Annotated in this window: 19 protein-coding genes; 1 reads left to right on the top strand and 18 read right to left on the bottom strand. The window is 60.7% G+C overall.

The features are described 5' to 3' along the window. The first annotated feature begins 75 nt into the window (after positions 1-75). The gene (locus PH603_RS08700; protein WP_289501900.1) at positions 76-693 is read left to right on the top strand and encodes a hypothetical protein; all 618 of its coding nucleotides are present in this window, start codon (positions 76-78) and stop codon (positions 691-693) included. A 673-nt stretch (positions 694-1,366) separates the two neighbouring features. Here the strand turns inward: PH603_RS08700 and PH603_RS08695 are convergent. From PH603_RS08695 to mce, 18 genes are all read right to left on the bottom strand, one after another. Further along, positions 1,367-3,403, bottom strand: coding sequence for a glycoside hydrolase family 97 protein (locus PH603_RS08695; protein ID WP_289501899.1), 2,037 nt, complete (start codon positions 3,401-3,403; stop codon positions 1,367-1,369). A gap of 150 nt (positions 3,404-3,553) precedes the next feature. Beyond that, a complete protein-coding gene (locus PH603_RS08690; protein ID WP_289501898.1) occupies positions 3,554-4,141 on the bottom strand; it encodes an OmpH/Skp family outer membrane protein in 588 nt (195 codons plus the stop codon). Between the two features lie 21 nt (positions 4,142-4,162). Next, positions 4,163-6,700, bottom strand: coding sequence for an outer membrane protein assembly factor BamA (gene bamA, locus PH603_RS08685; protein WP_289501897.1), 2,538 nt, complete (start codon positions 6,698-6,700; stop codon positions 4,163-4,165). A gap of 121 nt (positions 6,701-6,821) precedes the next feature. After that, the gene (rseP, locus tag PH603_RS08680) at positions 6,822-7,934 is read right to left on the bottom strand and encodes an RIP metalloprotease RseP (protein WP_289501896.1); all 1,113 of its coding nucleotides are present in this window, start codon (positions 7,932-7,934) and stop codon (positions 6,822-6,824) included. A gap of 18 nt (positions 7,935-7,952) precedes the next feature. Beyond that, positions 7,953-9,110, bottom strand: coding sequence for a 1-deoxy-D-xylulose-5-phosphate reductoisomerase (locus PH603_RS08675; protein ID WP_289501895.1), 1,158 nt, complete (start codon positions 9,108-9,110; stop codon positions 7,953-7,955). 26 nt (positions 9,111-9,136) lie between these two features. Continuing rightward, positions 9,137-9,949, bottom strand: a complete 813-nt coding sequence (locus PH603_RS08670) for a phosphatidate cytidylyltransferase (protein ID WP_289501893.1) — start codon at positions 9,947-9,949, stop codon at positions 9,137-9,139. A gap of 16 nt (positions 9,950-9,965) precedes the next feature. Then, positions 9,966-10,670, bottom strand: a complete 705-nt coding sequence (locus PH603_RS08665) for an isoprenyl transferase (protein WP_289501891.1) — start codon at positions 10,668-10,670, stop codon at positions 9,966-9,968. A 62-nt stretch (positions 10,671-10,732) separates the two neighbouring features. Further along, complete coding sequence (gene frr, locus PH603_RS08660; protein ID WP_289501888.1) at positions 10,733-11,287, bottom strand: ribosome recycling factor; 555 nt, start codon at positions 11,285-11,287, stop codon at positions 10,733-10,735. Between the two features lie 3 nt (positions 11,288-11,290). After that, positions 11,291-12,016, bottom strand: a complete 726-nt coding sequence (gene pyrH / locus PH603_RS08655) for a UMP kinase (protein ID WP_289501887.1) — start codon at positions 12,014-12,016, stop codon at positions 11,291-11,293. A gap of 188 nt (positions 12,017-12,204) precedes the next feature. Next, positions 12,205-13,131, bottom strand: a complete 927-nt coding sequence (tsf, locus tag PH603_RS08650; RefSeq protein WP_289501886.1) for a translation elongation factor Ts — start codon at positions 13,129-13,131, stop codon at positions 12,205-12,207. 97 nt (positions 13,132-13,228) lie between these two features. After that, complete coding sequence (gene rpsB, locus PH603_RS08645; protein ID WP_353507345.1) at positions 13,229-13,996, bottom strand: 30S ribosomal protein S2; 768 nt, start codon at positions 13,994-13,996, stop codon at positions 13,229-13,231. 174 nt (positions 13,997-14,170) lie between these two features. Continuing rightward, entirely contained in the window at positions 14,171-14,947 is a 777-nt protein-coding gene (locus tag PH603_RS08640) for an NUDIX hydrolase (protein WP_289501885.1), read from the bottom strand. Beyond that, positions 14,937-18,446 carry a DNA polymerase III subunit alpha gene (dnaE, locus tag PH603_RS08635; protein WP_289501884.1) on the bottom strand — a complete coding sequence of 1,170 codons (3,510 nt, stop codon included), beginning with the start codon at positions 18,444-18,446 and terminating at the stop codon, positions 14,937-14,939. The genes PH603_RS08640 and dnaE overlap by 11 nt, the downstream gene beginning before the upstream one ends. Positions 18,447-18,512: 66 nt before the next feature. Further along, entirely contained in the window at positions 18,513-19,193 is a 681-nt protein-coding gene (locus tag PH603_RS08630) for an ABC transporter ATP-binding protein (protein WP_289501881.1), read from the bottom strand. Further along, complete coding sequence (locus PH603_RS08625) at positions 19,186-20,433, bottom strand: lipoprotein-releasing ABC transporter permease subunit (protein ID WP_289501879.1); 1,248 nt, start codon at positions 20,431-20,433, stop codon at positions 19,186-19,188. The genes PH603_RS08630 and PH603_RS08625 overlap by 8 nt, the downstream gene beginning before the upstream one ends. A 94-nt stretch (positions 20,434-20,527) precedes the next feature. After that, positions 20,528-21,838, bottom strand: a complete 1,311-nt coding sequence (proS, locus tag PH603_RS08620) for a proline--tRNA ligase (protein ID WP_289501877.1) — start codon at positions 21,836-21,838, stop codon at positions 20,528-20,530. A 404-nt stretch (positions 21,839-22,242) separates the two neighbouring features. Next, positions 22,243-22,497, bottom strand: coding sequence for a DUF1467 family protein (locus PH603_RS08615; protein WP_289501876.1), 255 nt, complete (start codon positions 22,495-22,497; stop codon positions 22,243-22,245). Between the two features lie 5 nt (positions 22,498-22,502). Further along, on the bottom strand, positions 22,503-22,907 hold the full coding sequence (gene mce, locus PH603_RS08610; protein WP_289501875.1) for a methylmalonyl-CoA epimerase: 405 nt from the start codon (positions 22,905-22,907) through the stop codon (positions 22,503-22,505). Positions 22,908-22,918: the final 11 nt, after the last annotated feature.

The raw sequence follows: 22,918 nt of genomic DNA, 5'->3' as shown, positions 1-22,918 counted from the left end.
ACATTCCATCCAAGCGCATAACAATAGTTATCCAATTACCCGCCTCCGGGCCGCTTGATTGAGGGAGATTCCTGTATGCGCAAGGTAATTCTGGTGGCGACCTTTGGCCTTTGCCTCGGCATCCCTCTGGCGCCTGCAGCAATGATGCCTGTGGCGCATGCCCAGTCAGTATCGGAACAGCAGTCGGTTCAGGCCCAGCTTATTGCACTGGCTCAAGCAGGGAACTGGGCGGACTTCCAAGGCCTTGTCAATCGGCAGCTCGCTTCAGGCAAAGCCGCGATGCTCGCGACGATTGCCGGCAACATCTCCACAATGGGTCTCGGGATCGTGGATAGCGACCCCAGTACATCCGTTGCCCTGTCCCTTGCAGCAATTTCAATCGCGGACAACAGCTCGGTCGTGGCCTCAAACCCAGACCTTGGGTCACTCATCGGCAATAACGCCGGTCAGGTTAAAGCCAAGATCGTGCGCCGCAGCCCTGCCGGCGCTGCCGCACTGGCCTCGGCCGTCGCGCGCAACAGCGCACCGGGCATGATGATTGCCTACAACTCAGGCCAGTCGTCTTCGCAGCAAACCGGCTCAACCAACACTGCTGTTGTGAGGGTTGTGCGCCAAAACCCGCCAGTCCCGGACACGCCAGAGTTACCGATCATTCCCGAGCCCAACCCGGAGCAGTCAGGCAGCCCGACCTGACAAAAGCGTCCGGCTACCCGAATGCAAACACCCGCCGACAGCATCCTGACGGCGGGTGTTTTCTTGTTCGCCCCTTGTGCGCTTGCCGAAATGGCCCGAGGCTCGCCAGCCATTCACGGCGGAGCGCAGTCAGGAAAGGCACGGACTTGTCCTACAAATCGGGAATTTGCGGCCCGCGATACCGGGATCGGGGCGGGATGGCAAGGATTGAGGGTTGAAGTTCATCGTGACGACGTGGAAGCCCGTGATATAATTTCGGCTATCTTCCGAGCCCCACTCTCCTATTGAGCATCCAAAACCCAAGCCTGACAAACATAGCAACCGTCAAGGGATATATCAGCGCAATCGACAATGGAGGCAAGCCCGACATAAACGGCGTCAATGGCTCAGCAAGCCACCTAAGCGGACTACTCACGAGCCAGAAAAGGAGATTTATAGCGTGTTCATAAGGCAGATTTCGCCATACGGTCACCATGAGAGCAGCATAAATAGAGTTCACGACTAGGTAAATTTGAATAAACAATTCAACCTTGCTCACTCGACGTTTCATATGATGCCCCTCACCCGATCTCACCCCAAGCTTGAACGTATGCATTCACTCTTCCCGACACAAGACACACCCGCCACCGGTTTCCCGGCAGCGGGTGTGTTTTAGCTCAGGCCGCGCGTCCGCTTATGGCTGCGGTAAGAAGCGGATGGCCTGGCCGCCGCCGGCAGCGAGGCGCAGGGTCAGGGTGTCGGCACTGGTGACTGTTTTTTCTTCCCGCACGAAATCATAGGGGGCTGTGTCCCAGTGGGCCTTGTCGCCGTCCCGGTAGATTTCCGCGCGGTAGCGGGTGCCCGGGGTGAGGAACGACAGCGGCACGCTCAGCATCCGGCCTTCCTCGTCCGTCAGGCTGCCAAGGAACCATTCGCCGCTGCCCTTGGCCTTGCGTGCGATGGTCACATAATCGCCGATCTCGGCATTCAGCACCTTTGTCTCGTCCCAGTCGGTCACCACATCCTTGATGAACCGGAAAGCATCCGGGTGCTTGCCATAATTTTCCGGCAGGTCCGCCACCATCTGGATCGGGCTGTAGATCACCACATAATGGGCCAGCTGCTGCGCGAGCGTGGACTGCGGGCGGTTGCCGTTCGTCTTCTCGTAATTGAAGGTGAGGTCGAAAATCCCCGGCGTATAGTCCATGGGGCCTGAAAGCATCCGGGTGAAGGGCAGCACGGCCACATGCTCGGGCGGGTTCGGCGGGGTGCCCCAGGCGTTATATTCCTGCCCCCGTGCGCCCTCGCGCGAAATCCAGTTCGGATATGTGCGACGCAGGCCCGTATCCTTCACCGGTTCGTGGCTGTTGATCGAAAGGCGATGCTTCGCGGCTTCCTCGAGCACCTTGATATGATGGCGCTGGGTCACCTGCCCGTCGTGATATTCCAGATGCATCTTGCCGTCTGCGCCGCGCGCCTTGATGTGGCCGGCGTCGGCTACATAGCCGGTCTTGATCTGGCGGATGCCAAGGCGTTCGTACATCGCGTAGGCCGCAGCCATCTGGTCCTCATAATTGGCGATATTGCCCGAGGTCTCGTTATGTGCCACCAGCCGCACGCCTTTGGAAAGCGCATAGGCGGCGAGCTTTTCGATATCATAGTCGGGATAAGCCTTGGTGAAATCGAAGAGGTCACCATTTTGCACCCAGTCCCCGTCCCAGCCGATGTTCCAGCCTTCAACGAGCACGCCCTTGAAGCCGTTCTCGGCGGCGAAATCGATATATCTCATGGTATTTTTGGTGTTCGCCCCGTGGATCGGGCCGGATTCCCAGCTTTCGACCCCCAGATGCATGCCCCACCAGATGCCGACATATTTGCCCGGCTCGACCCATGAAACGTCGCCCAGCTTGTTGGGTTCGTTGAGGTTCAGCACCAGATCGCTTTCCACGAGGCCGCCTGCGGTATCTGAAATCATCAGCGTGCGCCACGGAGTCACGAACGGCGTGGCCCCGCGCACCAGAACACCCTTTTCGGACGAAGGCGCAAGGTCAGCCTTGAAGGCGCGGCCCTTGGTGCGGCGCACCGACATGCCGGAATAGTCAACGAGCGCAGCTTCATGGATGCTGATATGCAGTCCGTCCTCCGTGCGCATCGTGATGGGCGTGTGCGCCATCGTCACTGCCTCAAGGGGCGTCGTCTTGTAGATATATTCATAACGGTTCGGCAGGCGCGCCTCGATCCACCATGTGGTGGCGGGCTCGGCGAAGCGGAACTCGGTTTCCTCGTCGCGGATCAGGGCTTCTGCGAGTGCGTCCTGCTTCGGCACGTCATAGCGGAAGCCGAGGCCGTCATCATACACCCGGAACACCACATCGAAGGTGCGGCCGCCCTTGTCGGCGACGGTTGCCGTCAGCTCGTTGAAATGGTTGCGCACGCGGGACCGTTCGCCCCACGGCAGGTCCCATGTGTCATCCTCGCTGCGGGTTGCGGTTTTCGCGATTGTCGCCCCTGCCCCGAGCGTCGGGGCGCCTTTCAGCGCGATGGCGAGTTTCGACCAGTCAACGACCGGCTCCCCGAAGCGCGTGACCCGGTATTGGAGCACGCCTTTTTCGGCCTTCAGCTCCACCGCCAGCACATCGGACGGCGACGCGACGGCCGCGACATCGTCGGCAGCGACGGGCGTGCCAACGAACAGAAGCCCGGCGAGCGCCAGGCCTATTGCTTTAAACATGATCTTCCCTCCCTGCGCCGGAACGGTCCGGCGGTCAGACGGCAAACGTACCGACCAATTGACAGCGCTGTCAAACGAAACAGGGCACAAACAAGAACCCCCGCGAGGGATGCTCGCGGGGGCGTTTGACCAAACCTTTATCAGGGCTGGTTAATTCTTTTTGGCGGGCGCCGGTGCTGCTGCACCTTCCTTCTCGCCCATGCTGAGCTGCACGGTCGGCAGTTCGGCATCAAGCTGTTCGATGAACTCAGTGGTCACATCGGTGCCGGCAGCCGAGCCGAGCACAAGACGCTTCACCATGATCACCTGAGCCTTGCGGGCCGTGAGCAGGTTGCGGATCACCGGCTGGCGCGCGCGCTCAACCTGGACCATGGCTTCCTGACGCAGGCGGTCGAAATTATATTCCAGAACCTGCAGCTCGCGCTGGGCCTGCACGAAGGCGCCTTCAAGCTTCTGCTTTTCGGCTTCGTACTTGTCGTTGCCGATGATCGACTTCTGCTTTTCAAGCTCGGCCAGCTGTTGCTCCAGCACACCGCCGCGGCTGATGAACTGGCGACGCTGAACGATGCCGTTGCGCAGGTCGGTCGTTTGCAGGTTGAAATCCTTGTAGGCGGCTGCCTCACGCTCCACGCGGTCGTCGTCGACGATCAGGATCTGTGCGCTGACGGCAATGCTGAAGCATGCAACGGCCATGAAGCCCGCGGCAGCGCGTTTAAAATTGCGAAGAAGGGTAGCCATGGTGTTGGTCCTGTAATTCTCTTAGAAGGTTGTGCCCACGTTGAATTGGAGCGTCTGGGTTTGGTCGCCAAGCTGCTTCCTAAGCGTCTTGGCAAGATCGATACGGAATGGGCCGAACGGCGACTGCCACGAGAAGCCGATACCGACAGCCACACGCGGCGACGGCGAGTCACCGGCCACACAGTCGGTATTGAAGCCAAACTCCGGTGCCTCTTCACCGTCGCCAAGGTTGGCGACAAGATCAAGGTAATCATTGTACTGGCCAAGCGAGAAGGCGCATTTTTCGCCATCAAGCTGGCCACGCCACAGCGAGCCGACATCGACGAAGGCCGAGGCATTGATGCCCATTTCAAGCGCTGCATCGCCCAGCGGGAAGAAGAGTTCGCCCCGACCGATATAATAGGCCGTGCCGCCTTCCGAACGGGTGTTCGTATTCGTACCGGCAAACAGGCGCGGGCCGATACCGCCGGCGTCGAAGCCACGGATACGCGGGCCGCCGATATAGAATTTGTCGCTGAAGCGAACGTCTTCGCCGATACCTTCCACAAGGCCGCTTTCGCCGCCGATCCGGAAGGTCCAGCCTTCCCACGGGGTCCAGTAGTTGTCGAAGTTCACGCGGGTCTTCAGGTAACGGACGTTGCCGCCAAGACCGGCAAAGTCCTGGCTGAAGTAGAACGAATGACCGCGCGTCGGACGGATCAGGTTGTTACGCGTATCGAAGCCGACCGTATAGCCGATGATCGACTGCCAGTAGCTGCCGAAGCTTTCGCGGTAATATTGCGGGAAAACATCAAGCTGCTCGTCTTGCGACAGGGCGCCATCGCCGTTGATGTCAAAGTCGGTCGCATCGATCTTGCCGTCGCGGTTCAGGTCATAGCGGTCCAGAAGGATCGGTGCTGCCGCGTCGTCATTCTCCACCCGGCTTTGCAAGTTCGAAACAGAGAAATCAAAGTAGCTCTGGATATAGGAATCAACCGGTTTCACGGTGTCGTAACGCAGCGTGTAACGGGTCGACAGGGTCCAGAATTCGCTGATCGCCATACCGGCGCGCAGCGAGAAGCCGCGCGAGAGCGAGCTATAGGCAGTGTTATAGATGCCCGGCTCGGTCCGCGTGATGAAGAGGTCACCACCCGCCGCCACGTTGCGGCCCATGAAATAGGGCTCCGTGAAGCTAAGCGTCGCCTGCTGCGTATAGCCCGACAGGCGCAGGCCAAGGCTGAGGTCCTGGCCACGGCCCGCAAGGTTGCGCTCGCGGATCGAGAAATCGAAGATGAAGTTTTCAAGGCTCGAGAAACCGGCACCGAGGTTCAGCTCGCCCGTCGCCTGCTCTTCCACCTTCACGTCCAGCACCATGCGGTCCGGATCGGCGCCTTGTGTCTTCTCGACCTCGACTTCGCGGAAGAAGCTCAGGCGGTCAAGGCGGCTTTCCGAGCGGGTCACCAGTGCCGAGTTGAAGGCATCGCCTTCCTGCAGGCGGAATTCGCGGCGGATCACCTTGTCGAGCGTGCGGACGTTGCCGTGGATATTGATACGTTCCACATACACGCGCGGCGCATCTTTCACCGTGAAGGTGATATTGATGATGCGGCCTTCGCGGTCACGGTCCACCTGCGGCTGGATATCGACGAAAGCGTAACCCAGAAGGCCGGCGGCATTCGTCAGGGCCTCGATGGTGTCCTCGATCCGCTTGGCGCTGTAGACATCACCTTCGCGCATCAGGAGGAACGCCTGGAACAGGCGGGCATCCACATCGCGGATCTCGCTCACCACATCGATCTTGCCGAAGTGATAAAGCTCGCCCTCTTCGAGGGTGAAGGTGATGAAGAAGTCTTCGCGGTCCGGCGTCAGTTCGGACACGGCCGAAGCAACGCGGAAGTCGGCATAGCCTTCGTTCAGATAATGCTGGCGCAGCTGCTGTTGGTCATAGGCAAGGCGGTCCGGATCAAACGTGTCGTTCGAGGTGAAGATTTTCCACCAGCGGGCTTCTTTCGTTGCCATCACGTCGCGCAGGTCGCCGTCCGAATATTTGTGGTTGCCCATGAAATTGACACGGCTGACCTTGGTTTTCGGGCCTTCCTGAACTTCAAAGATCAGGTCGACACGGTTCTGGTCAAGCTGCACCACTTTGGGTTCGATGATCGCGGCGAAGCGACCCGAGCGGCGATACAGTTCCATCATGCGCTGGACGTCGGAACGGACCTTGGCGCGGGTGAACACCATCCGCGGGCGCAAGCGCACTTCCTCGATCAGCTTGTCGTTATCAAGGCGTTTGTTGCCCTCGAACACGATGCGGTTGATGATCGGGTTTTCAACAACCCGGACAATCAGCACGCCGTTCTGTTCGGAAAGTTCCACATCCGAAAAAAGGCCGGTCGCGAAAAGGTTCTTCAGGCTTTCGTCAAGCTTGCCGGCTTCGAAACGGTCACCCGTTTTCACCGTCAGGTACGAAGCAACGGTTTCAGCTTCCACCCGCTCGCTGCCGATCACGCTGATCTGACGGATCAGCGGCGCCTGCGGCGCGATCTGGGCAGCGTCCTGAGCAAGAACCCGGGGCGCCATGACAGCGGTCCCCGCGATCACCACTGGCAAAGCGTGGCAGAGATTACGAAAAGTCTTGGATTGCAACTTTATCGGCCCATTCTTGAATTTATGGTCTTGGCACTTTGGGCCCGAAGGTGGCCTAGAGCGCTATGGATTGCAAGTCATTCAATGTGACGAACAGCATAAAAAGCAGCATCAGGGCGAAGCCCGCCACAAATCCTGCTTCCTGCGCCTTGGCGCCCAAGGGCGAACCCTTGATGGCCTCGATCGCATAGTAGAAAAGATGCCCCCCATCCAGCACCGGGATGGGCAGCAGGTTGATCACACCGAGATTGACCGAAATGATGGCAAGGAACCACAGCAGGTTCTCGATCCCGTTCTGCGCGGCCTCGCCCGTCATGGTGACAATACGCAGCGGCCCGCCCAGTTCCTTCGGCGACCGGAGGCCCAGAAGCATCTGGCCAGTGGTCGTGAAGATCGTCTTGATCATCGAGCCCGTCTGGCGAACGCCCTCCCCGATGGCCGGGAAGAAGGACGGCTCGTACACATGCATCTCGCCCGACTGCACACCAAGGACACCGAACGGATAGCGGTTGCCGAAGCGGTCCTCGATATAGTCGATCCCGAGAACCGGGGTCACGGCCATTTCCTGGCCTTCACGCTCCAGCGTGATCGGCAGGCGGCGGCCCGGATACAGGCGCACAATGGGGGCAATGTCGTTGAAACGTTCAACCGGTTCGCCGTCGACCGTCAGGATACGGTCCCCCTTCTGGATACCGGCTTTCGCGGCGGCCCCTTCGGCCACAACCTCGCCAACGACCGGATCGGAGACATAAATGCCGTAGCTCCAGTAGAAGGCAGCAAACACGAGGGCCGCAGCAATCAGGTTCACGGCAGGCCCCGCAAACACAATGAGCGCACGCTGCCAGACCGGCTTGAAATGGAAACAGGCGGCCTGTTCTTCGCTCGGCAGTGCCTCAAGCCCTGCAGCGGCATTGCTGGCGCCAGAACGGTCGCCAAAGAATTTCACATAGCCGCCAAGCGGCAGCCAGCCGAACTTCCAGCGCACGCCGCGCTTGTCGGTGAAGCCGACGACCTCGCGCCCGAAACCGATGGAGAAGGATTCGATCTTCACCCCGAAGATGCGGGCGACGATATAGTGACCCCATTCATGGATGAAAACGAGCGCGCTGAACCCGCAGACGAAAGCAATGATGGTGAGCAGAATGCCGGGGGCTTCAGTGGCTTCCATGGACGTCAATTCCTTCGGTCAGGCGGCAAACTTCATGATAAGGCCATCCGCAATGCGGCGAGCCTCGGCATCAAGTGCGAACACAGTCTCCAGCGATTGTGGCGCTTTCATGTCTGCAAGCGACAGGGTTGCGTCCACCAGTGCCGCGATATCGGTGAAGCGAAGCCGGTTACCGAGGAAGGCGGCCACGGCAATCTCGTTGGCGGCATTGAGAACTGTCGGCGCGGCCCCGCCAGCCTCAAGGGCCGCACGCGCAAGCGCAAGGCAGCGGAAGCGTTCCATGTCGGGGGCCTCAAAAGTCAGCGCCCCGATGCGGCCGAGATCCAGCCGCTCGGCGGGCGCTGTCATCCGCTCGGGCCAGGCAAGGCAGTAGGCGATAGGGGTGCGCATGTCGGGCGAGCCGAGCTGCGCGAGCGTCGAGCCGTCCACATATTGCACCATCGAATGGATCACCGACTGCGGATGGATCAGTACCTCGATCTGGCTGGCCTTCACCGGGAACAGGTGGAAGGCTTCGATCACCTCCAGCCCCTTGTTCATCATGGTGGCGCTATCGACCGAGATTTTGGCGCCCATGTCCCAGTTGGGGTGCGCCACGGCCTCGGCCGGCGTGATGAACGGCAGGCGCTCCGCAGGCGTCTGGCGGCACGGGCCACCCGAAGCCGTCAGCACGATACGGTCGATCCGCTCGGGCGCGTTGAAATCGAAAACCTGGAAGATGGCATTATGCTCGGAATCAACCGGCAAAAGCGTGGCGCCGGACTGGCGCACTTCGGCCATCATCAGGTCGCCGGCACACACCAGCACTTCCTTGTTGGCAAGCAGAACCGTCGCCCCGCGCCGCACGGCAGCAAGCGTGGGGGCAAGGCCCGCAGCACCGACGATAGCGGCCATCACCATATCACTCGGGCGGCTGGCGGCTTCGATGATAGCGCCCTCGCCTGCTGCGGCCTCGATGTCGGTGCCGTCAAGGGCAGCCTTGAGATCAGCAAGCAGATCTTCGCGGCCTATTACGGCAACGCGGGCGTTGAATTCGCGCGCGACGGCGGCCAGTTCCTGCACCCGGCAATGCGCCGTCAGGGCTTCCACCTTGAAGCGATCCGGATTGCGCCGCAGGAGATCAAGCGTGCTTTGGCCGATCGAGCCGGTTGCGCCAAGAATGGTGATAGACTTCATGGGCCCCTCAAAGCTGCACGGAAGGCTCATTGTATGCCCGACGCCGCCCAATGGAAATAGAGCGCGGCAGCAGGTGCCGCGAAAACGATGCCATCGACCCGGTCAAGGATACCGCCATGGCCGGGGATCAGGTTGCCCGAATCCTTGGCGCCGAACCGGCGCTTGACCGCACTTTCAAAAAGGTCGCCGATCTGGGCCACGACCGCGAGGCCAGCGGCCAGCAGGCCCAGCTCCATGGGGCTATGCCAGCCCGTGATAGCGGAAATGGCGGCCCCCACTACGCCGGCGAGCAGCATGCCGCCCAGAAGCCCAGCCCATGTCTTCTTCGGGCTGATAACGGGCGCGAGCTTCGGCCCGCCGATGCCCTTGCCGAAGAAATAGCCGCCAACATCCGTCGCCCAGACAAGCAGGAAGACGAAAATCACGGTCAGGAAGCCTTCCGGCAGCTTGCGGATCAGGTCTAGCGCGAAGATGGGTGCCCCCACATAGCCGATCCCGGCAGCCCACCAGCCGATGCGGCCGGCCATGCCCTGCCCCTTGGTGGCCAGAAGCCATCCGCCGATGGCCAGAACCGCCAGCAGGGCAACGCCTTCAACGGCTGCAAAAACAGGCATGGAGAAAAGAATGAGTGTCGCAACGGGCAACAGGATCAGCATGCCGGCGACCCGTGAGCCACCAAGCGTCAGCCCTGCCCACTCGAACGCCATAAGGGCCGCACCGAGGATCAGGAGGCAATCGAACCACAAGCCACCGGCCCACACGGCACCGAGCACAGGCGGCAGCAGCGCGAGGGCTGCGACGATACGTTTGAAGAGATTGTCACTAAGGCCGAGCGGCATGCTTGCTCCCGTTCCGTCAGGGACGCGCGCCGAAGCGGCGGTCACGGCCATGATAGGCACTGACGGCCTCGGCAAAGGTGTTCTCGTCGAAGTCCGGCCAATAGATATCCATGAACAGGAATTCGGAATAGGCCGCCTGCCAAAGGAGGAAGTTCGACAGGCGCTGCTCCCCGCTGGTGCGGATGATCAGGTCCGGGTCCGGGATATCGTGGGTGGAAAGCTCCTGCGCGAAACGTTCCTCATTGAGGTTTTCAAGCGATTCACGGCCCTCGACAACAGCTGTCGCCAGCGCTCGCGCCGCCCGCACGATCTCGTCCCGCGAGCCATAGCTCAGGGCGATCACAAGGGTCAGGCGGTCGTTATCCCGCGTCATATGCTCGGCATCGTCGATCATCTTGTTGATGTCGGCAGCGAGCCGGTCGCGGCGGCCGATGATGCGCAGACGCACCCCTTCCTTGTGCAGCGATTTGATTTCGCGGGAAAGGTAAGTCCGGAGAAGCCCCATAAGGTCCATGACCTCATCAGCGGGGCGGTTCCAGTTTTCCGACGAGAAGGCATAAAGCGTCAGGTAACGCACACCCTGGATCCCCGCACCGCGCACGGCAGCGCGCACGGCATCGGCGCCCTTGCGGTGGCCGGCAGCGCGCGGCAAGCCCCGCGAGGCAGCCCAGCGCCCGTTGCCATCCATGATGATGGCAACGTGGGTCGGCGCGGGTGGCATGGCCGAAGCCCCTTCCCGCGCCGGATCGCCTAGCGGATTATGCCTGTCGTCGGGCACTCGGCTTATACCTGCATGATCTCTTGCTCTTTCTGAGCAAGCGCCTGGTCGATATCCTTGATGTGACGGTCGGTCAGCTGCTGGACTTCGTCCGAGTATTTCTTGTGCTCGTCCTCGCTGATCGCCTTGTCTTTCTCGGCTTTCTTCAGCATGTCCATGCCGTCACGGCGCACGTTGCGCACGGCCACACGGGCCTGTTCGGCATATTTGCCGGCAACCTTCTGCAGTTCCTTGCGGCGCTCTTCGTTCAGCTCCGGGATCGGCACGCGCACATTCTGGCCGTCGATCATCGGGTTGAGACCGAGGCCGGCATTGCGGATGGCTTTTTCAACAGCCGAAACAGCCGAACGGTCCCAGACCTGTACGGTCAGCATGCGGGCTTCGGGCACCGAAATGGTGCCAACCTGATTGATCGGCATCATCGAGCCATACAGGTCAACCACCACGGGCTCCAGAAGGCTGGCGCTGGCGCGGCCGGTACGCAGGCCTGCGAATTCGTGCTTCAGCGCGTCATTCGCGCCTTTCATGCGCCGGTCGATTTCCTTGATCTGTTCTTTCATGGATCATTCTCCGCTGACGATGGTGCAGGTTCCCTTGCCCTGCAGAACGTTCACGAGCGCATTTTCAGAATGGATCGAGAACACGACGATCGGGATGTTGTTTTCGCGGCTGAGGGATATAGCCGAGGCATCCATGACCTTCAGGTCCTGACGCAGCACATCCATGTAGGTGAGGGTTTCGTAGCGAACGGCCGAAGGGTCTTTCTTGGGGTCGGCATTGTAAACGCCGTCCACTTGGGTGCCCTTCAGAAGCGCGTTGCAGTTCATTTCGGCGGCGCGGAGCGCTGCTGCCGTATCGGTAGTGAAGAAGGGGTTGCCGGTGCCCGCGGCGAAAATCACCACGCGGCCTTTTTCAAGGTGGCGGATGGCGCGGCGGCGGATATAGGGCTCCGACACGCTCGCCATCGGGATGGCCGACTGGACGCGGGTGTGAACACCGATGCGCTCAAGCGCACTTTGCAGTGCCAGCGCGTTCATCACAGTCGCCAGCATGCCCATATAGTCAGCAGTGGCGCGGTCGATCCCGGAGGCTGCCCCTTTGAGGCCGCGGAAGATGTTACCGGCCCCCACAACGACGCACACTTCGGTGCCGATATCGCGGGCCTGTTTGATTTCCTGCGTCACGCGGTCCAGCGTTTCGGGGTCGATGCCATAACTGCCGTTCCCCATCAGGGCCTCACCGGACAGTTTGAGAAGGATACGCTTGAACCTTGGCTCTGCGGACGACATGAAAGATCAACTCCCCTTTGGCGATGAAGCGGCGGCAGTGTATCGGGACTGGCCTTCGCGCACCATCGCAGAATGATATAGACCGAGCAGGTGCCCGTGGCCTACCCCTTTTTTGAGGCAAGGCCATGGCGGGCCCACAAAAAAAGCCCGGCAGGAGGTCCAGCCGGGCTTTCTTCAAAGATCAGCGCTTAGCGGCCAGCGACGGCGGCCACTTCTGCTGCGAAATCTTCTTCTTTCTTCTCGATGCCCTGACCGAGTTCCATACGAACATAACCGGTCAGTTCAATCGCGGTGCCAGCGTCCTTGGCGGCCTTGGCAATCACGTCCTTGACCTTGGATTCGCCGTCCATGACGAAGACCTGCTCGAGGAGCACGACTTCTTCATAATATTTGCGCATACGGCCTTCGATCATCTTCATGATGATGTCGTCCGCCTTGCCGGATTCGCGGGCCTTTTCGATCTGGACCTGCTTCTCGCGCTCGACAAGCTCGGGGTCGAGCTCGGCGGTGTTCAGCGAAGCGGGGTTCGCAGCAGCGATGTGCATGGCGAGTTGCTTGCCGAGGCCAGCGAGGGCTTCTTCACCGGCTGCCGACTTGAGGCCAACGAGAACGGCGATCTTGCCCATGCCATCAGCAACGGCGTTGTGGATATACTGGGCCACGTAGCCTTCCGGCACTTCCACGATGGCAGCGCGGCGGATCGACTGGTTTTCGCCGATGGTGGCGACATTGTCGGTCAGCACGTCAGCAACGGTTTTCGAGGTGCCCGGATAGCCAGCAGCCTTGATGGCTTCGACGTCAGTACCAACCGACAGAACAACACCGGCAACGTCGGCAACGAACTTCTGGAACTTGTCGTTACGAGCAACGAAGTCGGTTTCCGAGTTCACTTCAACAACAGCAGCACGGGTGCCTTCGGCTTTAACAGCAACGAGGCCTTCAGCGGCAACGCGGCTTGCTTTCTTGGCAGCAGCAGCGAGGCCTTTGGTGCGCAGCCAGTCGACAGCGGCTTCGAGGTTGCCATCGGTTTCGGCGAGAGCTTTTTTGCAGTCCATCATGCCGGCGCCGGTTTTTTCGCGCAGTTCCTTGACGATTGCGGCGGTAATTTCAGCCATCGGAAATCTCCTTGGGGGCGTGAGAGGGGTTGTTGGCCACTGAATGGCCAAAGGCCCCGTACGGGAAGACCCGTACGGGAGCCCTGTTACAGCTTGATTACTCAGCTTCAGCCGGAGCAGCAGCTTCTTCAGCAGGCGCTTCGGCAACGGCGCCGAGGTCAACGCCTTGTGCGCTCAGGTCAGCCTGGATACCGTCGAGGACGGCTTCAGCCACGAGGTCGCAGTAAAGCTGGATGGCGCGGGTCGCGTCGTCGTTGCCCGGAACCGGATAGTCGATGCCTTTCGGCTTCGAGTTGGTATCGAGGATACCAACAACCGGAATGGCAAGACGGTTAGCTTCAGCAATGGCGAGGTCGTCGCGGTTCACGTCGAGAACGACGATGATATCCGGCAGACCGCCCATGTCCTGGATGCCGCCGAGCGAAGCTTCGAGCTTCTCGCGCTGACGGGTCAGGGTCAGGACTTCTTTCTTGGTGAGGCCAACGCCACCGGCATCCAGAAGAGCGGTCAGCTCTTTCAGGCGCTTGATCGACTGCGAAATGGTCTGCCAGTTGGTGAGCATGCCACCGAGCCAGCGGTGGTTCACATAATACTGGCCGCAACGCTTGGCAGCGTCGGCGATGATCGGCGAAGCCTGGCGCTTGGTGCCAACGAAGAGAACGCGGCCGCCCTTGGCTACGACTTCACGGATCGCCTGCAGGGCGCGGGTGAAGTAAGGAACGGTTTGCGAAAGGTCGATGATATGAACGCCGTTGCGGTCACCGAAAATAAACGGTGCCATTTGCGGGTTCCAACGGTGGGTCTGGTGACCAAAGTGAACGCCAGCTTCGAGAAGGGCGCGCATATCGACTTGCGGCATGGCCATGGTATCTATCTCCTTTACCGGTTAAGCCTCCGCGGGGTTGCGCATGCCTGTTTCCAGACCTGCACCGGTCGGCCGCCCGGCCATGCATCAGCCGGTGAGCCTTGAGACCCCGCGTGTGAAGTCGCGGCTCTCTTAGGCGCTCGACTGCCATAGATCAAGCGATTTTTTGCGGATTCACGCCTTTTTCGGGGCGGGCGTGCCGGATTCGACACGCAGTTCGCGGGGCGTGGCTTCCACAACCCCATATCCCGTTTCAGGATTGATGCGCACCACCGTGCCTTCCGCCGTGCGTTTGAGGACCGGCAACGTGCAGACAACCGGCGTGCGCCGCGCCATGGCAAGTGCCTCTGAAACACTGCCCGCACGCGCAAGCTTGATGAGGTTAAGCCGGGTCGGGAACATCAGGGGTGCTTCGTCCCTGTCCCAGTCCTCCAGCACCTTGGCGGGTGACAGCCACAACAGGTCATCGGCTTCTGCGACGTTCCGCACCAGCCGCTGATTGCGGTGCAGGGGTGCGAGGTAAAACCGTGTGTCGAACCGGCGTGGCAGCAGTTCAGGCGTGATCCAGTGGGCGAAGAAGACCATGTCCGACACCGCGAGCTGCACCCCGGCCTGATCAAGCGCCTGCCCGAGCGGACGGTGATTGATCCGGCGCTGCGGCACCGGGCCATCGGCAAGCAGGATGCCGGTTTCTTCAAAAAGCTCGCGCGCGGCGGCGATCCGGTTGGGGAGATCAGCGCTTGTGCGGAAACTGTCGATCCGGGGCCGCCAGTAGGATGTCCGCATATCGGTCGCATCCACCGCCCCGCCGGGAAATACCAGCGCACCGGGGGCAAAGCGCATATGCAGTGGCCGCTGCATCATCAGGACTTCGAGCCCCGCGCGACCATCGCGGACGAGAAGGATGCTGGCGGAAGGCCGCGCCGGTACGATCAGGGCGTCAGGTTTCATTCACGGCCTCCACCCCGATTTCGGCAGCAATCGCCTGCACCAGTTCCGGCGTTACCTTGTAGCGGCCCGGCAATTTGAACTCGACATAGCGCTTGCCGGCAGCAACCGGCATGCGCAGCACCACGCGGCCCCTGCCCCCGGCCTTCCGGTCGAGCGACGCCTTGGTGCCCGCGAGCGCGCTTTCATCATTCAGGATCACATAAAGGCCACGGTCAGATGTGGCCGCCACCGCCTCAAGGCTTTCCATCCCGCGGTTCGAAAGCCGCACCTGATCCTCGTCGTCCCGCTTGCGGACCTGCACGGTCACCACCAGTGGCGCGCCTTCATCGACAAGCGCGCGGACGGTATCAAGATCATCCTCGAAAATCATCAGCTCGAATGCGTCGGTCTGGTCAGACAACGTCAGCGAGCCGAACTTGCGGCCCGTCTTCTTCGAAGTGCCTTCGCGGTAACCAAGGATGGCGCCCGCCATGCGGATCGTCTGGCCGACAAGGCCGAAATCCGCGAATACCTCGCGCGCCGGCACCATGCGCTCGCGCTCCAGGATTTTCTGATAGGCGTCCAAGGGGTGCGCCGAGATATAGAAGCCCACCGCCTTGCGTTCGGCGTCCAGCTTTTCGGTGTCCGTCCATGGCTTCACGATCGGCAGCACCGGGCGGTCCACCACGCTTGTGGCATCGCCAAACAGGCTCACCTGATTGGAGCCGCGCTCCTCGGCCCGCATCTGGGCCGTGCGCATGATGATCTCGGCGGACGCGTGCGCGGTCGCCCTGTCCTCGATCAGGCAATCGAAGGCACCGGCAGCGGCCAGCTGCTCCAGCTGGCGCTTGTTCAGATATTTGGGATCGATCCGCTCGGCAAAGTCCATCAGGTCCTTGAAGGGGCCGTTGGCTGCGCGCTCGGCAACGATGGTCTCGACTGCCTTTTCGCCAACACCCTTGATGGCCGCGAGCGCATAGCGGACGCCCTGATTGAAGCGCGGGTCACCTTCTTCCTCGCAGTAAGGTTCGGTCTTTTCGACCGTGAAGAAAACATCCGACTTGTTGATATCCGGCAGCAGAAGAGGTATTTCGCTGCGCTGCAATTCCTGTTTAAAAACAGCTAGTTTATCGGTGTTGTTCAAGTCAAGTGTCATGATCGCCGCCATGAACTCGACCGGGTAATTGGCCTTCAGATAAGCCGTATGGTAGGCGACAAGCGCATAGGCAGCCGCGTGCGATTTGTTGAAGCCATACTCGGCGAATTTGGCGACAAGATCGAAGATCAGGCTGGCGGTATCGGCGTCGATCCCGTTCTTGACGGCGCCGTCGCAGAAGCGGTCCCGCTGCTTGTCCATCTCCTCCTTGATCTTCTTGCCCATCGCGCGGCGCAGAAGATCGGCCTCGCCAAGACTGTAGCCGGACATGACCTGCGCTATCTGCATCACCTGTTCCTGATAGATGATGACGCCGTAGGTCTCGCCCAGAATCTGCTCAAGGATCGGGTGCGGATACTGCACTTCCTCGCGGCCGTGCTTGCGGTCCACATAGGTCGGGATGTTGGCCATCGGACCGGGCCGGTAAAGCGCCACGATAGCGATGATGTCCTCGAACTTGTCGGGCCGGAGGCCTTTCAGCACCGCCCGCATGCCGGAGCTCTCGAGCTGGAACACCCCGCCCGCGTCGCCCGCCGCCAGAAGCTCGAAGCTCGGTTTGTCATCAAGGGGCACCGCCGCCATATCGAGATCGATACCGCGCAGGCGGATATAGTCAACCGCGCGGTCGATCACGGTCAGTGTCTTGAGGCCAAGGAAGTCGAACTTCACAAGGCCGGCGAGCTCCACCCACTTCATGTTGAACTGGGTGACCGGCATATCGGATTTCGGGTCGCGGTAGAGGGGCACCAGCTGGTCAAGCGGCCGGTCGCCAATCACCACGCCCGCCGCATGGGTGGACGAGTGGGCAAAAAGACCCTCAAGCTTCAACGCGCGGTCCATCACGTCGCGGGTCAGTTCGTCGCTGTCGATCTCGCGCTGCAGGCGCGGCTCGGCGTCGATGGCTTCTTTCAGGCTCATCGCATTGCCGGGGTCGTTCGGGATCAGCTTCGACAACCGGTCGGTCACCGGATAGGGCTGCTGCATCACGCGCCCGCAGGCCTTCACCACGGCGCGGGCCTGCAGCTTACCGAAGGTGATGATCTGGGCCACATGGTCGTGCCCGTACTTTTCCTGCACATAGCGGATCACGCGTTCGCGCTTGTCCTGACAGAAATCGATATCGAAGTCGGGCATCGATACGCGCTCAGGGTTCAGGAAACGCTCGAACAGCAGCGAGAAGCGCAAGGGGTCAAGGTCGGTAATCTTCAAGGCCCAGGCTACCAGCGAGCCCGCACCCGAGCCCCTGCCCGGCCCCACCGGGATATCATGATCCTTGGCCCACTGGATGAAGTCGGCAACGATCAGGAAATAGCCGGGGAAGCCCATCTTGACGATGATGCCGATCTCGAACTCCATCCGGTCCCAATAGGGCTTTTCCCAGTCCTGATCCTGCCCCGGCGTCAGCTCGTCCTCGCGCGCCTTGAAGTCCAGCCGCTCGCGCAGGCCTTCCTCCGTCATCCGGCGCAGCATGTCGTCCTCAGACACATCCATGCCGCGTGTGAAGTTCGGCAGCAGCGGGTTGATCTTGTTGACCTTGAAGGCGCAGCGTTTGGAAATTTGCAGCGTATTTTCAATCGCTTCCGGCAGGTCTTTAAAGAGATCAATCATCTCTTCCGCCGTCTTGAAGCGGTAATCCGGATTGAGGCGGCGGCGCTTTTGCTCGGCCACATAGGTGCCATCAGCGATGCAGAGAAGCGTGTCATGCGCTTCATACATGCCCGCACTTGTGAAGTAGGGCTGGTTGGTCGCCACCAGCGGCAGGCCGAGCTTGTAGGCCATGTCGATGAAGGCTTCTTCCGTCGCCTCTTCCTCCGGCAGGTCGTGGCGTTGTAGCTCCATGTAAAGCCGACCGGGGAAAAGCCCGGCGAGATAGTTGAGGCAGCTTTCAGCCTCCATCCCCTGCCCCATGACCAGAAGGCTGCCCACGGGTCCGGCTACACCGCCGGTCAGGCAGATGATGCCATCGGTGAAACCTTCAAGCGCATCGAGCGGCATCTGCACGCCGAGCTGCGGGTCGCTTTCAAGGTGCGCCTTCGAGACGATCTTCATCAGGTTGGCGTAACCGGCCTCCGATTGCGCCAGCAGCACCAGATGATCCGGCGGCGGTGCCTTTTTGGCGCGGCCCTCCACCTTCCTGAAGGTGTTTTTCACACTGAGCGTGACACCGATGATCGGCTGCACCCCGGCATCCGCCGCATAAGTCGAGAACTCAAGCGCGGCGAACATATTGTCCGTATCGGTCACCGCTACCGCCGGCAGGTTCATCCCCACGCACTGCTTGACGAGATCCTTGATATGGATCGCGCCTTCAGAAAGCGAATAGGCGGTATGGACGCGCAGATGGACAAAGCCGGCGTGGCTCATACGGGGTCAACTCCGGAACCGGTGGCGGGAAACATGGGTCGAGGTTAGCGCCCGCAGGCGCCCGGCTCAAGAGGCGATGAGCCGACCTTCCTTCAACTGGATGACACGGTCCATGCGGGCAGCAAGGCTCGGGTCGTGGGTAGCGATGACAGCCGCCAGATTCCGCTCCCGCACCAGTTCGATCATCATGTCGAATACGCGGGCGGCGGTCGCTTCATCCAGGTTGCCGGTCGGCTCGTCTGCCAGCAGCAGCTTCGGGTCATGCACCAGCGCGCGGGCCACGGCCACACGCTGCTGTTCCCCGCCCGACAGGCGCGAAGGCGTATGATCAAGCCGCTCGCCGAGCCCCATACGGGTGAGGATGGCGGCCGCCTTGACGTTCGCTGTGCGGTTTGATGTTCCGCCGATGCGCAGCGCCATGGCAACATTTTCAAGCGCCGTGAAATCCGGCAGCAGGTGATGGAACTGATAGACAAAGCCAAGTTCGTGCCGGCGCACGCGCGTGCGGGCATCGTCATCAAGGCTTGAAACAACCCTGCCACCAACGGCAACACTGCCTTCGGTCGGATGATCCAATAGCCCCGCGATTTGCAGGAAGGTGGATTTGCCGGCGCCCGACGCGCCTACGAGCGCCACAATCTCCCCCGCCTTCACGGCAAGATCGACCCCGTGCAGGATTTCGATCGTTTTCTCACCCTGCGTGAAGCGGCGCTTGAGCCCGCTGATCTGAAGAACCGCATCACTCATAACGCAGTACCTCCACAGGATCGAGGCTCGCAGCCCGGCGTGCCGGGAAGAGCGCCGCGAAGAAGGAAAGCACCACGGCAATACCGATGGTCAGCCCGACCTCTAGCCAGTCGACCTTGGTTTTCAGGCTGGAGATGAAGCGCACGGACGGATCCCAGAGATTGAAGCCGAGAAGGGCTTCGATGCCCGACTTGATGGCATCAAGATTGGCAATCAGCGCCCACGAAAGCAGGCAGCCGGTACCAATACCAAGGAAAGCAACCGCAAGCCCGACGGTAACGAAAATACGCATGATCGAACCCCGGCTGACACCGAGCGTGCGCAAGATGGCGATATCGGCAGCCTTGTCCTTCACCAGCATGAAAAGGCTGGAGGCTATGTTGAAGACCGCCACAAGGATGATGAGCGCGAGAATCATGAACATGGCGACCCGTTCGGTCTGCAGCGCACCGACGAGGGCCTGGTTGAAGCTGGTCCAGCCGCGCACCGCGGCACGCTCGCCCACGATGGTCGTCAGTTCGGGCATGTAACGGTCCAGCCGCTCGGGGTCATCAAGGAAGACCTCTATATTGGTGACGGCGTCCCCCATGCGGAAAAAGTCCTGCGCGTCCATCAGCGGCATGCCGATGAAGGTCTCGTCGAACTGGTAAACGCCAACTTCGACCACGGCCGCGACCGGGAACGCAAGATAGCGAAGGGACGATCCGAAAGGTGTGGCCACCGGCTTCGGGCTCACGATTGTGACCTGATCGCCGGCCACGATGCCAAGCTGGCGGGCAAGCTGGTATCCGATGATCAGGCCGCCGGTTTCCGGGGCCTTGGCGAGTTCGCCGTCCACCACCCGCGCGATGGCGAGCTTGCCATCACGGAAATCCTGTTCCGGAATACCGCGCACGATGGCGCCCCAGGCGCGACCATCCTTGGTGACCATCACCTGCGCTTCGGTGAAAGGCATTACCTTCACCACGCCGGGGGCGGCCTTCAGCTCATCAACCAGCGGCTCCCATTTTTCAATGGTCTGGCCATAGCCCTGCACCAGCACGTGGCCGTGATAGCCGAGGATCTTGTCCATCAGGTCGGCACGGAAGCCGTTCATCACCGACATGACAACGATAAGGGCAGCAACACCGAGACCGATGGCAACGACCGAAAGCGCTGCCGTCAGGCTAATGAAGCCATCCTTGCGGCGGCTTGTCAGATAGCGCCGCGCCACCGACCATTCGAAGGCATTGATGAGCACGCCCGGTGTCCTTCCCTCTCGTCTCGTCATGCCGGGCTTGACCCGGCATCCAGTCGCTGGACCCCGGATCAGGTCCGGGGTGACGGTTTATCAATCAGGCGAGCTTGGCCACAATGTCGGCAAGTGCTACTTCCGTCTTCTCGCCCGTCGCGCGATTCTTCAGCTCGACCATGCCTTTTTCAAGGCCACGCGGGCCTACGGTCACCTGCCACGGCAGGCCGATCAGGTCCATGTTGGCGAACTTGGCCCCTGCCCGTTCGTCGCGGTCGTCATAAAGGACTTCGACGCCAGCCGCACCCAGGTCCTTGTAAAGTTGGTCGCACGCGCCGTCGCAGGCGGCATCGCCGCTGCGCAGGTTGATGAGGCCCACCTTGAAGGGCGCGACCGATTCCGGCCAGATGATGCCGTTGTCATCATGGAAGGCTTCGATGATGGCGCCGATCAATCGCGACACACCGATGCCGTAAGATCCCATCTCGACATTCACAAGCTCGCCGTCCGGGCCTTGCACGGTAGCGCCCATCGGCTTCGAATATTTGTCGCCGAAATAGAAGATATGGCCAACCTCGATCCCGCGGCCGGTGACAAGGTCACCTTCCGCAACGGCGCAGGTGGCGGCGTCGTGCATTTCCTCGGTCGCAGCATAGATGCTGGTCCAATCATCCACGATCGGCTGCAGGTCAGCTGCGTAATCGGGATTGAGCGACAGCGCGTCTTTCTTCTCGAAATCTTTATGGAAGAAGACCTGGCTTTCGCCGGTTTCCGCCAGAATGATGAATTCGTGGCTGAGATCGCCGCCGATGGGGCCAGTGTCGGCGCGCATCGGGATCGCCTTCAGGCCAAGCCGCGCGAAGGTGCGCAGATAGGCCACAAACATCGCATTATAGCTTTTCACCGCGCCTTCAGGCGTCAGGTCAAAACTGTAAGCGTCCTTCATCAGGAATTCACGGCCGCGCATCACGCCGAAACGGGGGCGAATCTCGTCCCGGAACTTCCACTGGATGTGATAAAGCATCTTCGGCAGGTCACGGTAAGAGCGCACTTCCTTGCGGAAGATATCGGTGATCAGCTCTTCGTTCGTGGGGCCATACAGCATTTCGCGGCCATGGCGATCCTCGATCCTGAGCATTTCCTTGCCGTAATCGTCATAGCGACCGCTTTCGACCCAGATTTCAGACGGCTGGATCGTCGGCATCAGCAATTCCTGCGCGCCGGCACGGTCCTGTTCCTCACGGACGATGGCTTCGATCTTTTTCAGCACCTTCAGGCCGAGTGGCAGCCAGCTGTAGATCCCCGCCGCACCCTGGCGGATCATCCCGGCGCGCAGCATCAGGCGGTGCGATGCAATTTGCGCTTCCGAGGGGGTTTCTTTGAGCGTGGGCAGGAAATAGCGGCTGAGGCGCATGGAAAGAAGCTCTCTTGGTGGAATTGGATGGTCTTCTCTAATGCCGCTCCGGCCCGCATTAGGCAACGGCTTTCTGCGAGATCGGCCCAAAAGACACCGGGAAGTTGAGTTGCGGCGACTACCCGGCGTCACCCTGTTGCAGCGGCGCAACATAAACCAAGAAAGATGGTTCAGCCGCCCCTCAAAACAGCATTCGGGCAGGTGACAGCCGCACCGGCATCCCATAGCGTTTCTCAAGCGCGGAGCTGAAAGCCCATCGTGGCCCACGCTCAGGGAGGACTAGCGCACATCGGCGAGACACGCGAAAGCGGAGATCGCGCCGCTCACCGGCTAAGCCGGGGGAATCAAAAAGCAAGGCCCTTAGATGGTGCCTTGCTTTTTCATTTTCGGGACTATTCTGCGGCTCAGCGCGCCATATCGCGGAAGCTGATGAGGCCCGACGTGGCAACCAGATAGAAGATCAGCGTCCCCACCGCCGCAACCAGCGATGTGATGATGATCTTCTTGCCGAGATTCGGGTTGGACGGCGCGCCCGGCATTTCACCGTCGATTGCCTTGTCCCCTGCTTCGTCGTGCGACTTGATCCCGGTCGACAGAATCGGGAAGAAGGCCAGCCACCAGATCACGATATAGATAAGGATGATGCTCGGGATCGACATGGGCCTTATACCTCCTCGATCTCGACCAAAGTGCCGCAGAAGTCCTTCGGATGCAGGAACAGGACAGGCTTGCCGTGCGCGCCGATCTTTGGTTCACCGTCACCCAGCACCCGGCCGCCGGCCGCAATGATATGATCCCGCGCCGCAATGATGTCCTCGACCTCGTAGCAAAGATGGTGCATGCCACCTGCCGGATTGTTGGCGGCGAACTTGGCAATGGGCGAATCTTCGCCAAGCGGCAGCAGAAGTTCGATCTTGGTGTTCGGCAGTTCCACGAAAACAGTGGTCACACCGTGGTCCGGCAGGTCCACAGGTGCTGATACCTTGGCACCGAGCGTGTCCCGGTACACGGCGGTGGCCGCCTCCAGATCATTCACCACGATTGCCACATGATTGAGCTTGCCGATCATAGCGCCCTTCC

Origin of the sequence: Gimibacter soli (assembly GCF_028463845.1) — a bacterium.
In the GTDB taxonomy this organism is placed as follows: domain Bacteria; phylum Pseudomonadota; class Alphaproteobacteria; order Sphingomonadales; family Kordiimonadaceae; genus Gimibacter; species Gimibacter soli.
Note: the sequence above shows the minus strand (reverse complement) of the source record. Positions and strands in the feature narration are given on the sequence as shown.